Below are 14,325 nucleotides of genomic sequence, written 5' to 3'. Positions count from 1 at the left end.
GCGATCGTGGTACTTCGAGCGGGGTCGAGGTCAACAGGTCCACAGTGGAGTCACGGCGGCGGCAGCCGTTGCGGGACGTCCCGCAGTGCGGCCAGCGGGTCGCCGACTCCGGCCAGCCGGTCCAGGACGGTGCGGACCGTCCAGCGGTCCGGAGCCAGCCGCGGGTCGTCGAGTTCGTCCCATTCCAGCGGGACCGACACCGGGGCCCCGGGCGCGGGGCGGGCGCTGTACGGGGCGACCAGCGTCTTGTTGAGCACGTTCTGGGTGTAGTCGAGGCGCGCCAGGCCGCGCCGCTCGACCTTGCTCCACTTCCAGCTGACCAGCTCGGGCACGACGCCGCCGATGGCCCGGGAGACCGCCTCGACCCAGCGCCGGGTCTCCTCGAAGGTGTAGCGGGGTTCGACCGGCACCCAGATCTGCACCCCGCGCTGCCCGGAGACCTTCGGCCGCCCGGCCACGCCCAGGTGCTCCAGCGCGGTGCGGTGCAGCCGGGCCAGCACCAGCACGTCCTCGAACGACGTCTCCGGACCCGGGTCGATGTCGAACAGCGCCCACGTCGGGTGGTCGACGTCATCGATCCGGGAGGTCCACGGGTGCAGTTCCAGCGCCCCGAAGTTGGCCAGCCACACCAGGGACGCCACGCTGTCGGGCACCAGGTAGCGACGGGGGCCGTCGTCGAGGCGGTCGTAGCGCCACCGGCGCAGCCACTTCGGCGCGTGGTCGGGGACCTCCTTGTGCCAGAAGCCCGGCCGGTCGACGCCGTCGGGGAACCGGTGGGTGTTGACCGGGCGCTCGGCCAGGTACGGCAGCAGGACCGGGGCGATGAGCGCGTGGTAGCGGACGAGGTCCCGCTTGGTCACCGCCGGTTCGTCGCCGCGGGGCGGGAACAGCACCTTGTCCAGGTTGGTCAGCGCGACGCCGCGCCCGTCGACGTGCCAGGTGCCCCGCCGGCCGAGTTCGTCGAGCGCGGCGAGTTCGGCCTCGGTCGGCGGGCTCCACACCGGGACCTCGGCGCGGGCGGCGGGCAGCTCGGCGTGCCACACGGCCCGCGGCGCGGCGGCGACCTCCTCGTTGGTGCGGCCGCTGCGGACCGAGCGGGGGTGGTCCTCGGCGTCCCACCCGGGTCGGGCGTGCTCGTCGTCCTTGTGCAGCAGGAGCCACTGCGCGCCGGCACCGCCCCGCCGGACCAGGACGAACCGCCCGGCGAGCTTCTCGCCGTGCAGGTCGAAGTGCAACGTCCCGGCCCGCAGCGCCTCGGCCGGGTCGTCGGTGTCGACGGGTTCCCAGCGGCCCCGGTCCCACACGATGACGTCGCCGCCCCCGTACTCCCCGGCCGGGATGACCCCTTCGAAATCGACGTATTCGAGCGGGTGGTCCTCGACGTGCACGGCCAGCCGCCGGGCTGCGGGGTCCAGCGTCGGTCCCCGGGGCACCGCCCAGCTCGCCAGCGCGCCGTCGATCTCCAGCCGCAGGTCGTAGTGCCGGCGCCGGGCGCGGTGGCGCTGCACCACGAACCGGTGCTCACCGCTGGGCAGCGCGGACCCGCCGGGCGGCTCGGCCGTCCGGCTGAAGTCCCGCTTGGCGCGGTACTCGGCCAGGCGTTCGCGGTCCACCGCCCCGGAGTACCCGGTGTGGGGGCGATGACCACACCGCTGATCTCCGCCGAACCGGGCTCGCCCGGGCGGGGCGTCGGTTACGATCCTGCGCCGCGGCCAGAACTCGACCAGGAGCGACGATGACCCCACCGCAGTGGCACGGCGACCGGAATCCGCAGTGGCCGGCTCCCGGGCAGTACGTCCCGCAGCCGCAGGAACCGCCCACGCAGCAGATCCGGCAGTCGGGGGTGACCGGGGACCAGCCGCCGCCGCGGCCCGCGGCCGTCCTGGTGGCCGCCGCGCTCGGCGGGGTCGTCGCGCTGGCGCTGTTCGGCCTGGCGCTCCACGTCCTGGTCACGGGAGTCGGTGGCGCGACGGGCGCGCTGTCGGTCATCGCGGTCGTGCTGCTGGCCTGCATCGTCGCCGGGATGGCCGCGCTGTACGGGATCGGGCTGGCCGGACTGCTGCACCGCAGGTTCCCCAACACCGCGCAGCTGGCGATGGCGACCTGGATGACCGCGGTGATCGTCGGCGTGGCGATGGTCCGGTCCGCGCGCGGGTGGACCGACGGCAGCGACGGTCCGCTCACGTTCGCGGCGTGGACCGTGATGCTGGTCGTCGTCGTCGCGCTGCTGGTCCTGATGTCGCGCCCCGCGGTCGTGCGGTGGATCCAGGCCACCCACGAGCATTCCCGTCGGCTCGGATACGCACCCCGGCAGCGGCGACGCTGATCCCCGGCGATCACGCCGCGCGGTCGCGCTGGCACTCGGAGTGCGCACCGGTGCCGTCGGCGGAACAGTGCGAACACTCACGCCGCGGCCGGGTGTAATGCCGAACTGGTTGTCCCGCAACGCTTTTCGGGATGCCGTCGGGAGCCTGCCGGACCGCGTCGGCTTGCGGGGCCTCGGACCGCCGTGATCGTGTGGGGCCCTGCCGACGAGGAAGGGGGAACGCGCGGCGTGACGGCGACGAGGATGATCACGGCTGCCCTGCTGGCCTGCGGAGTGGGGGTGAGCGCCTGCGGCGGTCCGGGCGAGTCCGCGCCCGCCCCGGTGTCTCCGCAGAACCGGCCCGCGCCGCCGGAGCACGTGGTCCCGCAGCTGCCCGGCGGCGGCACGACCCTGTTGCCGGGGCGCCGGCTGGTCGGTTTCTCCGGTGCTCCCGGCACGACCGCCCTGGGGCCGTTGACCGGCGACCTGGACCAGGCCGCGGGCCGGTTGCGCGAGGTCTCCGGGAGTTACCGGGACGACCGTCGACCGCTGCCCGCTTTCGAGCTGATCGCCACGCGCGCCACCGCCTCACCCGGACCCGACGGCCAGTACCGGATCCGGTCGTCCGACGACGCGATCGGCCGGTACCTGGACGCCGCGCGCCGGTCCGGTGCCGTGCTGCTGCTGGGCATCCAGCCGGGACGCGCCGATTTCCTCGACGAGGTGCGGCACTACGACCGCTGGCTGTCCGAACCGGACGTGGGGCTCGCGCTCGACCCGGAGTGGTCGGTGGGCCCGGGCCAGGTGCCCGGCCGGACGTTCGGCCACACCACGGGCGCCGAACTGGACCAGGTCGCCGGCCACGTCGCGGGAATCGTGCGCGACCACGGCCTGCCGCAGAAGCCGTTCGTCTACCACCATCTGGCGTCCCGCATCGTCGACGACGAGCAGCAGCTCGCCCCGCACCCCGAGCTCGCGATGGTCAAATCGGTCGACGGCATCGGCACGCCCGCGATGAAGGTGGACACCTGGAACCGGTTGATGCGGACCAAACCCCCGCACGTGGCCGCGGGTTTCAAGCTGTTCTTCGAGGAGGACACCCGCAGCGGCCCGCTGATGGACCCCGCCGAGGTCAACCGGTTGCAGCCGTCCCCGGACTACGTGCTCTACGAGTGAGGCGACGAACCGGACATCGCGTCGAAAACCGTTGTCCCGCAGCAGGTCCACAGCCGTTTGTCAGGTCGCTGTCAGCTTCCGCCGAACTTCCGGGCGCATCGTCGCGGCGACGATGCGAACAGGAGCGGATGCGAATGTGCGATCACCACGACGACCGTCCTGCCGGAGGGACCGCGTGCGGCGCGGTGTCCCGCCGGTTCGCGCTGCGGGGCGGGCTCGCCGCGGCGGCGTTGGCCGGTGGCCTCGACGTCTCCGGCGGCCGGGCCCTGGCCGCCTCGGCGCCGTCCGGTGCGGACGCCGAGCTGATCACCCTGGGCACCCTGGCCGGGCCGGTGTCGACGGCGAACCGCACCGGGATCTCCTCGGCGCTGCACGTGCGCGGCAGGACGTACCTGGTGGACTGCGGACTGGGGTCGCTGCACCAGTTCTCCCGGGCCGGTCTGGCGCTGGACTCGCTGGCGGCGATGTTCGTCACCCACCTGCACGCCGACCACGTCGCCGACTACTTCAACTACTTCCTGATCGGCGGCTCCGGGATCCGGCACGACCGGAAGGTCCGGGTCTGCGGTCCCGGGCCGGCGGGCGGGCTGCCCGACGCGTTCTGGCACGGCCCGGCGGAGACGGTCGGCGACGGCGACCCGACACCCGGCATCGCCGAGCTGACCAGGCGGTGCGCCGAGGCGTACGCCTACAGCGCCAACATCTTCCAGCGCAGCTCACGCGCGCCCGCACCCCAGGACCTGGCGGACGTGCACGAGATCGCGCTGCCGGAGGTGGGCGCGTCCTTCCGCAACACCGCGCCGGACATGGACCCGTTCCCGGTGTGGGAGGACGACGAGGTCCGGGTCTCGGCGGTGCTCGTGCCGCACTACGACGTGTTCCCGTCGTTCGCTTACCGCTTCGACCTCGCCGGCGGCAGGTCCGTGGTGTTCTCCGGGGACACCCGCAAGCACGACAACGTCGCGCGGCTCGCCGCGGGCTGCGACGTGCTCGTGCACGAGTCGGTGTACGTCAAGGCGATCCCGCCGGGCCGCAACCCGAATCCGGACTACTGGCGCCTGTCCCACACCTTCCCCGAGGAGGTCGGCCAGATCGCCACCGCGGCGGGCGCCCGGCACGTCGTGCTCAGCCACATCTCGCCGGGCGATGTCCCGGACGACCGGTGGCGGGCGGCGGTCGGGTCGACCTACCGGGGGCCGGTCACCGTCGCCGCCGACCTCCAGCGCTTCCCGCTGTGACCCTGCCGCCAGGGAGATTAGCTTAGCGTTGCTATTCTTAGCTCGAACTCGTTGTGCGTGGCGGTGCCGGTGGCGGAACCTCAGCGGCCGTCAGCCCCGAGCCCTGCACCACGTCGGGGCTGTCCTCGCGAGGCGGGCGCCGAGCACCCGCGGCGGTGTCGGCCGCGAGGGTGCAGCGAGCGGCCGACGCCGCTCAACCGCTTCCGGGCGGGTTCGCCGAACAGGTGCTGGGAGCAGGGTTTTCCCGGGGGCAGAGGGGAGAGCGGCGTGGCACGACGCAGCCGGTCGCGGCCGGACGCGGTCGATTTCATGATCGCCGAGTGGGAGCGGGAGTGCCCGGACCTGGACGCGTCCGGGATGGCGGTGTTCGGCCGACTGCACCGCGCCTTCTCCCGCTACCACGACCAGCTGGTTCGGGTGTTCGGCTCGTTCGACCTGACCATGGCGGGGTTCACCATCCTCGCGTCGCTGCGCCGCGCCGGTCCGCCGTTCCGGCGCACCGCCGGGGAGCTGGCCGACGCCGCGCTGGTCACCACCGGCGGCATCACGCAGCGGGTCGACAAGCTGGCCGAGGCCGGACTGGTCCGGCGGGAACGCGACGCCGAGGACCGCCGCGTGGTGCACGTGCAGCTGACCGAGGAGGGGCTCGCGTTCGTCGACCGGGTCAGCCAGGCGCACTTCGCGAACGAGAACCGGATGCTGCGCGGCCTGACCGCCACCGAACGGGAACGGCTCGCCGACCTGCTGAGCAGGCTGGAAGCCTCCCTGGACCACGCCGCTGCCGAACAGCAATGACGCGTCAGCCGATGCCGGCCCACGGCAGGGGTGCCTCGTCCAGGCCGAGGTAGATGCTCTTCTGCCGGGTGTACTGGAGGATTCCGGCGCGGCCCTTGTCGGTGCCCAGCCCGCTGTTCTTCATCCCGCTGAACGGGGTGGAGATGCTGAGCTGCTTGTAGGTGTTGATCCACACGGTCCCGGCCGCCACGCGGCGGGCGACCCGCCAGGCGCGACGGTAGTCGGTCGTCCAGATGCCGCACGCCAGCCCGTAGTCGGTGTCGTTGGCCTGCGAAACGAGGTCGTCCTCGTCGCGGAACGGCAGGACCACGCCGACCGGGCCGAAGATCTCCTCCTGGCAGGTCCGCGCGTGGTTGGGCAGGCCGTCCAGCAGGGTCGGCAGGTAGTACGCGCCTGCGGCGAGCCGTTCGTCGGCGGGGACCTGCCCGCCGCACAGCACCCGCGCGCCCTCCTCGCGGGCGCGGTCGACCAGCGCGGCGACCCGGTCCCGGTGGGCGAAGGTGACCAGCGGCGCCACCCGGGTGTCCGGGTCGGTGCCGGGGCCGACCCGCAGCCGCCGGGTCGCGGCGACCAGCCGGTCGACGAACTCGTCGTAGATCTCGGCCTGCACGAAGATGCGCGAGCCCGCCACGCAGCTCTGGCCGCTTGAGGAGAAGATCCCGTACAGCACCCCGGCCACCGCCTGGTCGCGGTCGGCGTCGGCGAACACGATCGTCGGCGACTTGCCGCCGAGTTCGCTGGTCACCGGCATGATCTTGGCGGCGGCGAGGTGGCCGATGGCGCGTCCGGTGGTGGTGCCGCCGGTGAAGGCGACCCGGCCGACGGCGGGGTGGCGCACGATCGCCTCGCCGACCACCGAGCCGCGGCCGGGCAGCACGGACAGCAGCGCGGGCGGCACGCCGGCCTCGGCGACCAGCCGGGCCAGCGCCAACGACACCAGCGGGGTGGCCTCGGCGGGTTTGAGCAGCACGGCGTTGCCGGCCGCCAGCGCTGGTGCGACCTTCTGCGCGTCGCTGGCGATGGGGGAGTTCCACGGGGTGATCGCGCCGACCACGCCGATCGGCTCGTGCACGCTCATCGTCAGGTAGGGGCCGCGTTGCGGGGTCAGCGGGGTTTCGGTGGTCTCCAGCGCGGCGGCGTAGAAGCGGAACGTCCCGGCGGCGCTGGCGGCCAGGGCGCGGGTCTCGGCGAGCGTCTTGCCGGTGTTGCGGGTCTGCAGCAGGGCCAGTTCGTCGGCGTCGCGCTCCACCAGGTCGCCGATCCGGTGCAGCAGGCGGGCGCGCTGGTGGGGCAGCAGGTCCCGCCAGCCGGGCTCGTCGGCGGCCGCCGCCCCGGCCCGGGCCGCCTCGTCGACGTCGCCGGGCGAGGCGGCGGTCAGTTCCGCGATCACCTCCCCGGTGGCCGGGTCCACGCACGTCAGCGCCTCGCCGGTGCCCCGGCGGACGGCACCGCCCACCGGGATCCGGTCGAGAACGTCCACACCTGTCATCCGGGCACCTCCACCAGCCGTCTGCGATCGGGTAGATAACTTAACGCTAAGCAAAGCGCTGCGGTAGGGACGATTTCCGGAGGCGCGGCGACCGTTCGTTCACCTGGGAAAACAAGAACTTTTTCGGTGAAGACGGCAACGAGGGGTTGTCCCGGTCACAGGGTGCGGGTAATACTGCTCACCGCTTGTTCGCTTACTTCTAAGCAAAATCCCCCTGTTGTTGGAGGTGGCCCATGACCGCCGCGGACACCGGTACGCACGCCCACCTGGAGCAGCTCATCGACTCCTGCATCGCCTCGCGGGAAAGCCGGCACGAGGACTGGGACACGCTGGCGTTCCAGACCAAGGCCGGCGACGAGTTCCGCCGGGCGCAGATCCGCTACATCGGCTCCGGCGCGACCGGCGACCACGAGACGGACAACCGGATCCTGCCCTCGGAGCACTTCACGTTCTCCAACATGCGGCTCCCGGCCGGCGCCGTCGGCCCCGAGCACACCCACCACGACGTGGAGGAGGTCTTCTACGTCCTGGAGGGGCGGCTGGAGGTCACGGTCCACGACGTCGAGGACGGCACCAAGACCGCGACCCGGGAGCTCGGCTACCGGGACCTGATCCGGGTGCCCGCCGGGGTGCCGCGCAGCCTGCGCACCATCGGCGACTCCGACGCGCTGTTCTGCGTGATCATCGGCGCGCAGAAGCCGCAGTTGCCCACCTATCCGGCCACGTCCCCGATGCACGGCATCACGCGGGGATAGGGAGTGTTTCGGAAGTGCTGTGCGTGGCGGTGCCGGTGGCGGAACCTCAGCGGCCCGCCCGTCACCCGACCACCGCCCCCCGCGGAGGCGCTGACGCGCCGCAGTCACATCGGCTCCGGAAGCCCCTCCTGATGTTTGCCCAATACACGGCGTCGGGGCTGTCCTCGCGAGCCGACCGCTGAGAACCCGCGGCGGTGCAAGCTGCGAGACCGCTCACCGAAAGAGAAAGCGGCTGGCGCCGCTTATGAAACAGGCCTGAAGCGCCACGACGTTGCGGGGTGAGGAGAATGACGCGCACGGTTCGGGTGCACCGCACGACCTGGTTGGCCGACGGCGTGGTGCAGCTGGAGTTCCGCGATCCCACCGGGGCGGACCTGCCGGGGTGGGAACCCGGAGCGCACCTGTCCCTGCGGCTGGGGAACGGGGTGGTGCGCGAGTACTCGCTGTGCGGCGACCCCGATGACCGTCGGGGTTGGACGGTCGCGGTGCTGCGCGAGCCCAACTCCCGCGGCGGGAGCGCGTGGGTGCACGAGCGGCTCACCGCGGGCACGCCGGTGGAGGTCGACGGGCCGCGCAACGACTTCCCGCTGGAACCGGCCGCGCGTCATCTCCTCGTCGCCGGCGGCATCGGCGTCACCCCGCTGCGCCCGATGGCCGCGCGCCTGGCGGCCGCGGGAGCCGACTGGCGCATGCTCTACTGCGGACGGTCCCGCGCGAACATGGCGTTCCTGGACGAACTGGTCGAGCTCGGCGGTGACCGGGTCCGGGTGCACGCCGACGACGAGCACGGCGGACCGCCCGAGCTGGCGGCCGAGCTGGCGGCCCTGGAGCCCGGGACGCTGGTGCACTGCTGCGGACCTGAACCGCTGCTCGCGGCGGTGGAGTCCGCGCTGCCGGAGACCGCCGAGCTGCGCGTGGAGCGGTTCCGCGCCCCCGAACCCGTGGCGTCCACTGAGGACGGATCGTTCGAGGTGGTGTGCGCGTCCTCCGGGGTGCGCGTGCCGGTGGAACCGGGCACCACGGTGCTCGACGCGCTCGCCGCCGCCGGCGTCGAGGTGCCCAGCTCGTGCCGGGAGGGCGTGTGCGGCACCTGCGAGACCAAGGTCGTGGGCGGTCGGGTCGACCACCGCGACCACGTGCTCGGCCCGGCCGAGCGGGAGGCCGGGGACACCATGATGATCTGCGTCTCCCGCTGCCGGTCCGCCGAGCTGGTGCTGGACCTGTGATCACGAGGAGAACCGACGTGCCGCTGAACCTCGAACCGGTGCAGAGCCGGTTCCGACCCACCACGAACTACGAGGACGCGTTCGCCGACGAACTCGAAGCCGTCTACGGCCGCGGGGTGCACGACCTGCCGGGCGTGGTCGCCGCGCTCAACGCGACCGGGGTGCGCCCGCCGGACGGTGCGGACTGGACCGAGGAGACGTTCACCCGCGAGCTCGCCCGGCTCGGCGCGAAGGAGGACCGATGACCACGCCGCTGGACACCGAGGAGGGCCTGCTGCGCCTCGGACTGCGCGACCGCTGGTACGCGCTGTGCCCGTCGCGGTACGTGCGGCCCGGCGAACTCGTGCGCCTGGACCGGGCGGGCGAGGAGCTGCTGCTGTGGCGGGACGCGTCCGGGGCGGTCCACGTGCAGGAGGACCGGTGCCCGCACCGGGCCGCGCGGCTGTCGCTGGGCGTGCACATGGGCGACCGGATCGCCTGCAACTACCACGGCGTGCAGGTCGACGCCGACGGTGTCGTCGCGTCGGTGCCCGGCAGTCCGGGATGCGCCCTGGAAGGCCGCCGAGCGCTGCGGACGTTCCCCGCCCGGGAGCACGCCGGCGCGGTCTTCGCCTGGTTCGGCTCCGACGCCGACGCCGAACCCGCGCCGCTGGAGCCGCCCGCACCGCTGGTCGGTGACGAGTGGGACTCCTTCCTGTGCTACGTGGAGTGGGACGCCTCCCACCTGCTGTCGCTGGACAACCTGCTCGACCCGATGCACGGCGCGTTCCTGCACCGCAACAGCCACACGATGTTCACCGGCAAGCGCGAGGCGGTGTTCCGGATCCGCGACACCGACACCGGCTTCGTGTTCGAGAAGACCGACCAGCGCGGGGTGAACTTCGACTGGTCCGAGTGGGTCGACCACGGCGGCTTGCAGTGGGTGACGCTGGACATCCCGTACCCGGCGACCGCCGGTCCGGGCGGGCCGTTCACCATCGTCGCCTGCGTGACCGCGATCAACGAGCACCAGCACGCCGGGTTCTTCTGGCGCTGCCGCGAGGTCACCGGCTGGCAGCGGGACAGCTGGCGGTTCCTCTACAAGCACCGGCTCGAAGCCCGGCACTGGCAGGTGCTGGAGCAGGACCGGGCGATGGCCGAGGCGATGCCCGACGACGCCTGGTCCCGGGAGAACCTCTACCAGCACGACATCGCGCTGGTCCGGCTGCGCCGGATGCTGCGCGCCGAGGCGCGCACCCAGATCGCCGCGAAGGCCGACCGCGCCGGGCACCGCGTCCCGGCCACCCGCTGACCCCTGGAGCCACCATGCGACTGCAACCGACCGAACCGGTGGCCCGGCTCCGCGCCCTGCGCTCGGTGTCGCTGCGCACCGAGAACTTCGCCGATTCCGCCGAGTTCTACCGCGAGATCTGGGGACTGACCCCGGTGGAGACCGACCGCGACGCGGCGTGGTTGCGCGGCACCGGATCCGAGCACCACATCGTGGAGCTGCGCCGGTCCGAGCGCAACGGGCTCGGCAAGATCGCCTTCGCCCTCGGCACTCCCGCCGAGGTCGACGAGGCGGGCCGCCGGCTGTCCGCACTGGGCGTTCCGATGCCGGTCGAGCCGGGTCGGCTGGACCAGATCGGCGGCGGGTACGGACTGCGCTTCGTCGACCCGGAAGGGCGGCTCGTCGAGCTGTCCTGCGACGTGGAAGCCGTCGTCACGCAGGACCCGGACGGCCTGCCCGCGGTGCCCCGCAAGGTCGCGCACGTCGTCCTCAACACCGTCGACATCGACGCCGCGTGCGAGTTCTACACCCGCGTGCTGGGCATGCGGATCTCGGACTGGTCCGAGCACCAGATGGCGTTCCTGCGCTGCAACGCCGACCACCACGTGATCGCCTTCAACCAGGCGGAGTGGACCTCGGTGAACCACGTGGCCTACGAGATGCCGTCGATGGACCACTTCATGCGCGGCATCGGTCGGCTCAAGCACCACGGCATCACGCCGCTGTGGGGCCCGGGGCGGCACGGCCCGGGTTCCAACACCTTCTCCTACTTCGCCGATCCGGCCGGGCTGGTGTGCGAGTACACCTCCGACGTGGCGCAGGTCGACGAGGACGCGTGGCTGTGCCGGGTATGGCGGCGCACCCCGGAGCTGTCCGACCAGCGGGGCACCGCGGGACCGCCGTCGAAGGACGCCCGCGCGCACATGGCGGGCAAACCCGACCCCGGTTACCTGGAGCTGGTGCGCTCATGAGGGTCGCGGTGCTGGGCTGCGGCGCCATCGGCGGGGACGTCGCGCGCGCCGTGCGCGACGGCGCGGTGCCGGGCGCGGAACTCGTCGGCGTCGTGCACGCGGCATCGGCCGATCCGCCCGACCTGCCGGTGCTCGACGTCGACACCGCGACGCGGCGGGCCGACCTGGTCGTGGAGTGCGCCGGGCAGCGCGCGCTGGCCGAGCACGGTCCGTCCATCGTGGACTCCGGGACGGGGTTGCTGGTGGTGTCCGTCGGCGCGCTGGCCGACGACGCGCTGGCCGCGAAGCTGCGCACCGGGCCCGGTGCGCTGCACCTGTGCACCGGCGCGGTCGGCGGGCTGGACCTGCTGTCGGCCGCCGCGCCCGGACTCGACGCGGTGCGGATCGTGACGACCAAGAAGGCGACGACGCTCGTGCAGCCGTGGATGGACGAGCGGCAGACCGCGCGGATCCGCGCCGCGACCGGCCCGCTGGAACTGATGCGCGGCCCGGCGCGGCAGGTCACCGCGGCGTTCCCCGCCTCGGCGAACGTCGCGGCCTCCGTCGCGCTCGCGGTGGGCGACTGGGACCGGGTCGAGGCGGCCGTGGTCGCGGACCCGAACGCGCCGATGACCAGCCACGTCATCACCGCGCGGGGTGCGGCGGGCCGGTACCGGTTCGAGATCGGCAACCGCCCGTCCGAACGGAACCCGGCGACCAGCGGCATCGTCGCGCACGCCGTGCTCGCCGCGGTGGCGCGGCTGGCCCGTCCCGGTGGGAGGTTCGCGTGAGGACTCGCGTGTCCGATGTGGACGTCCTGGCCGCCGGAGCCGGGACGCCGCTGCTGCTGCTGCACGGCATCGGCGGCGCCGCCGATGCGTTCGACGCGCAGCTGTCCGGGCTCGCCGACGCGCACCGCGTGCTGGCCTGGGACGCTCCCGGTTACGGCGGCTCCGCCGTGCTGCCCGGGCAGCCCGACCTCGACGACTACGCCGACGCCGTCGTGGCGGTGCTGCGCGGGCTGGCCGCGGCACCGGCTCACCTGCTCGGGGTGTCGTGGGGCGGCGTGATCGCCACCCGGGTCGCGCTGCGGGCGCCCGAGGTGCTGCGTTCGCTGGTGCTGGCCGACTCCTCGCGGGGCTCGGGGCGCACCGCCGACGGTCGGGCCGCGATGGCGGCCCGCGCGCGGGACCTCGCCGAGAGCGGCCCGGCCGCGTTCGCCGCGCGGCGCGGACCCCGCCTGGTGGCGCCCGACGCCGACCCGGCCGTCCTCGACCGCGTGGTGTCCCTGATGTCCCGAGTCCGCCCGACCGGGTACGGCCACGCGGCCCGCGTCATGGCCGACACCGACCACTCCGACCGGCTGGCCGCGATCGACCTGCCGGTGCTCGTGCTCGTCGGCGAGCACGACGCGGTGACCGGCGTCGCCGAGAGCCGGCAGCTGGCCGACCGGATCCCCGGCGCCCGGTTCGCGGTCGTGCCCGGGGCCGGGCACGCCGCCAACCAGGAGAACCCGGCGCGGTTCAACGCCGAGGTCCGGCGGTTCCTCGCCGAGGTCGACGGAGGTGCCCGATGACGTTGTCCGACCGGCTGGTGGTGGTCACCGGTGCCGGGCGCGGCCTGGGACTGGCCATCGCGCACGACCTCGCCGACGCGGGGGCGCACGTGGTCGTCGCCGAGCGCAACCCCGAATTCGCCGCCCGGGCGGTGGCCGAACTGTCCGCGCACCAGACCCCGGTGCACCGCGTCGACACCGACGTGTCCGATGTGGACTCGGTGCGGCGGCTCGCCGACCGGGTCGCCGAACTCGGCGGGGCCTACGGCGTGGTCAACAACGCCGCGCTCGCCGACGGGGTCGGTGGCAAACCCTTCCACGACATCGAACCCGCCGAGTTCGACCGGATCCTGTCGGTGAACCTGCGCGGCACGTGGCTGGTGGCCCGCGCGCTGTACCCGCAGCTGCGCGCCCGGGGCGACGGGCGGATCCTCAACATCGCCTCGGACGTCGCCTTCTACGGGCCGCCCAGGCTGGCGCACTACGTCGCCTCCAAGGGCGGGGTCGTGGCGCTGACCAGGGCGATGGCGCGCGACGCCGGACCGGACGGCATCACGGTCAACGCCGTGGCCCCCGGGATCACCGAATGCGAAGCCACGCAGGGCATTCCGGCCGAACGGCACGAGCTGTACCGGCTCAACAGGGCGCTGCCCAGGACGCAGCAGCCCGCGGACCTGGTGGGCGCGGTGCGGTTCCTGCTGTCCGACGCGGCGGGCTACGTGACCGGCCAGACGCTGCCGGTCGACGGCGGCTTCGTCTGCAGATAGGAGGAAGCACATGGATCTCGGCCTGGCCGGGCGCACCGTCGTGGTGACCGGTGCGAGCTCCGGCGTCGGGCTGGCGACGGCGCGGATGCTGCTCGCCGAGGGCGCCAACGTCGCCGCCTGCGCCCGCGACGGCGACCGGCTCGAACGGGTGCTCGACGGGCCGCCCGGCGCACTGCGCACCGCCGCGTGCGACGTGCTCGACGAGTCGGCCGTGCGGGAGTTCGTCGACCGGACCGCCGACGCCTTCGGCGGTGTCGACTGCGTCGTCAACAACGCCGGGCGCTCGCTGATGGCGCGCCTCCACGAGACCGACGACCGGCAGTGGCGCGACGAGCTGGACCTGAAGATCTTCAGCGTGCTGCACCTGGTCCGCACCGCGCGGCCGTGGCTGCGCCGGTCGGACGCGGGCGCGGTGGTCAACGTCAACGCCATCCTCGCGCGCCAGCCCGAAACCCGGCTGGCCGCCACCTCGGCGGCCCGCGCCGCGCTGCTCAACCTCAGCAAGACGCTGTCCGCGGAACTCGCCGCCGACGGCATCCGGGTCAACTCGGTGTGCCTCGGGCTGATCGACACCGGCCAGTGGCGGCGGCGCTACGAGGAGTCCGGCTGTGCGCTGGACTACGCAGCGTGGAACGCGGAACTGGCCGCCGACCGCGGCATCCCGCTCGGGCGGCTGGGCACCGCCGACGAGGTGGCCTACCCGATCGTCGCGCTGCTGTCGCCGCGCGCCTCCTACATCACCGGATCGTCGATCGACGTCGGCGGCGGCGTCGCGCGCCACGTCTGAACCCGGAAAGGC

General features: G+C 73.4%; 15 protein-coding genes. 13 read left to right on the top strand and 2 right to left on the bottom strand.

The features are described 5' to 3' along the window. Positions 1-50 precede the first annotated feature (50 nt). Positions 51-1,613 (bottom strand): non-homologous end-joining DNA ligase, encoded by a 1,563-nt coding sequence (gene ligD / locus NV263_RS15950; protein WP_263247066.1) that lies wholly within the window; start codon positions 1,611-1,613, stop codon positions 51-53. Positions 1,614-1,735: 122 nt separating this feature from the next. Here ligD and NV263_RS15945 point away from each other — a divergent pair, with 122 nt between their 5' ends. From NV263_RS15945 to NV263_RS15930, 4 genes are all read left to right on the top strand, one after another. Then, positions 1,736-2,326, top strand: coding sequence for a hypothetical protein (locus NV263_RS15945; protein WP_263247065.1), 591 nt, complete (start codon positions 1,736-1,738; stop codon positions 2,324-2,326). Between the two features lie 228 nt (positions 2,327-2,554). Further along, positions 2,555-3,481 carry a hypothetical protein gene (locus NV263_RS15940; RefSeq protein WP_263247064.1) on the top strand — a complete coding sequence of 309 codons (927 nt, stop codon included), beginning with the start codon at positions 2,555-2,557 and terminating at the stop codon, positions 3,479-3,481. Positions 3,482-3,615: 134 nt separating this feature from the next. Continuing rightward, complete coding sequence (locus NV263_RS15935; protein ID WP_263247063.1) at positions 3,616-4,719, top strand: MBL fold metallo-hydrolase; 1,104 nt, start codon at positions 3,616-3,618, stop codon at positions 4,717-4,719. A 267-nt stretch (positions 4,720-4,986) separates the two neighbouring features. After that, the gene (locus tag NV263_RS15930; RefSeq protein ID WP_263247062.1) at positions 4,987-5,514 is read left to right on the top strand and encodes a MarR family winged helix-turn-helix transcriptional regulator; all 528 of its coding nucleotides are present in this window, start codon (positions 4,987-4,989) and stop codon (positions 5,512-5,514) included. Between the two features lie 4 nt (positions 5,515-5,518). Here NV263_RS15930 and NV263_RS15925 read toward each other — a convergent pair whose 3' ends face one another. Next, on the bottom strand, positions 5,519-7,003 hold the full coding sequence (locus NV263_RS15925; RefSeq protein WP_263247061.1) for an aldehyde dehydrogenase: 1,485 nt from the start codon (positions 7,001-7,003) through the stop codon (positions 5,519-5,521). 233 nt (positions 7,004-7,236) lie between these two features. Between NV263_RS15925 and NV263_RS15920 the strand changes: the two genes are divergently transcribed. The 9 genes from NV263_RS15920 to NV263_RS15880 all read left to right on the top strand — a co-directional run bounded on the left by NV263_RS15920 (position 7,237) and on the right by NV263_RS15880 (position 14,313). Then, positions 7,237-7,758, top strand: coding sequence for a cupin domain-containing protein (locus tag NV263_RS15920; RefSeq protein WP_263247060.1), 522 nt, complete (start codon positions 7,237-7,239; stop codon positions 7,756-7,758). Positions 7,759-8,045: 287 nt separating this feature from the next. After that, on the top strand, positions 8,046-8,984 hold the full coding sequence (locus NV263_RS15915) for a PDR/VanB family oxidoreductase (protein ID WP_263247059.1): 939 nt from the start codon (positions 8,046-8,048) through the stop codon (positions 8,982-8,984). A 17-nt stretch (positions 8,985-9,001) separates the two neighbouring features. Then, complete coding sequence (locus NV263_RS15910; RefSeq protein WP_263247058.1) at positions 9,002-9,229, top strand: recombinase-like helix-turn-helix domain-containing protein; 228 nt, start codon at positions 9,002-9,004, stop codon at positions 9,227-9,229. Further along, entirely contained in the window at positions 9,226-10,275 is a 1,050-nt protein-coding gene (locus NV263_RS15905) for a Rieske 2Fe-2S domain-containing protein (protein WP_263247057.1), read from the top strand. The genes NV263_RS15910 and NV263_RS15905 overlap by 4 nt, the downstream gene beginning before the upstream one ends. 14 nt (positions 10,276-10,289) lie before the next feature. Beyond that, positions 10,290-11,225 (top strand): VOC family protein, encoded by a 936-nt coding sequence (locus NV263_RS15900; protein WP_263247056.1) that lies wholly within the window; start codon positions 10,290-10,292, stop codon positions 11,223-11,225. Continuing rightward, the gene (locus NV263_RS15895) at positions 11,222-11,995 is read left to right on the top strand and encodes an aspartate dehydrogenase domain-containing protein (RefSeq protein ID WP_263247055.1); all 774 of its coding nucleotides are present in this window, start codon (positions 11,222-11,224) and stop codon (positions 11,993-11,995) included. Before NV263_RS15900 ends, NV263_RS15895 begins: the two co-directional genes overlap by 4 nt. Then, a complete protein-coding gene (locus NV263_RS15890) occupies positions 11,992-12,780 on the top strand; it encodes an alpha/beta fold hydrolase (protein ID WP_263247054.1) in 789 nt (262 codons plus the stop codon). Before NV263_RS15895 ends, NV263_RS15890 begins: the two co-directional genes overlap by 4 nt. Further along, entirely contained in the window at positions 12,777-13,526 is a 750-nt protein-coding gene (locus NV263_RS15885) for a 3-oxoacyl-ACP reductase family protein (RefSeq protein WP_263247053.1), read from the top strand. The genes NV263_RS15890 and NV263_RS15885 overlap by 4 nt, the downstream gene beginning before the upstream one ends. A gap of 10 nt (positions 13,527-13,536) precedes the next feature. Beyond that, complete coding sequence (locus NV263_RS15880) at positions 13,537-14,313, top strand: SDR family oxidoreductase (protein WP_263247052.1); 777 nt, start codon at positions 13,537-13,539, stop codon at positions 14,311-14,313. Positions 14,314-14,325: the final 12 nt, after the last annotated feature.

Origin of the sequence: Saccharopolyspora rosea, from assembly GCF_025643595.1 — a bacterium.
In the GTDB taxonomy this organism is placed as follows: domain Bacteria; phylum Actinomycetota; class Actinomycetes; order Mycobacteriales; family Pseudonocardiaceae; genus Saccharopolyspora; species Saccharopolyspora rosea.
This window is presented reverse-complemented; position numbering and strand designations above follow the sequence as displayed.

Coding starts and splice junctions, on each gene's coding strand:
- NV263_RS15895 (WP_263247055.1), top strand. CDS start 11,222: ATGAGGGTCGCGGTGCTGGGCTGCGGCGCCATCGGCGGGGACGTCGCG.
- NV263_RS15920 (WP_263247060.1), top strand. CDS start 7,237: ATGACCGCCGCGGACACCGGTACGCACGCCCACCTGGAGCAGCTCATC.
- NV263_RS15915 (WP_263247059.1), top strand. CDS start 8,046: ATGACGCGCACGGTTCGGGTGCACCGCACGACCTGGTTGGCCGACGGC.
- NV263_RS15900 (WP_263247056.1), top strand. CDS start 10,290: ATGCGACTGCAACCGACCGAACCGGTGGCCCGGCTCCGCGCCCTGCGC.
- NV263_RS15885 (WP_263247053.1), top strand. CDS start 12,777: ATGACGTTGTCCGACCGGCTGGTGGTGGTCACCGGTGCCGGGCGCGGC.
- NV263_RS15945 (WP_263247065.1), top strand. CDS start 1,736: ATGACCCCACCGCAGTGGCACGGCGACCGGAATCCGCAGTGGCCGGCT.
- NV263_RS15880 (WP_263247052.1), top strand. CDS start 13,537: ATGGATCTCGGCCTGGCCGGGCGCACCGTCGTGGTGACCGGTGCGAGC.
- NV263_RS15925 (WP_263247061.1), bottom strand. CDS start 7,003: ATGACAGGTGTGGACGTTCTCGACCGGATCCCGGTGGGCGGTGCCGTC.
- NV263_RS15905 (WP_263247057.1), top strand. CDS start 9,226: ATGACCACGCCGCTGGACACCGAGGAGGGCCTGCTGCGCCTCGGACTG.
- NV263_RS15935 (WP_263247063.1), top strand. CDS start 3,616: ATGTGCGATCACCACGACGACCGTCCTGCCGGAGGGACCGCGTGCGGC.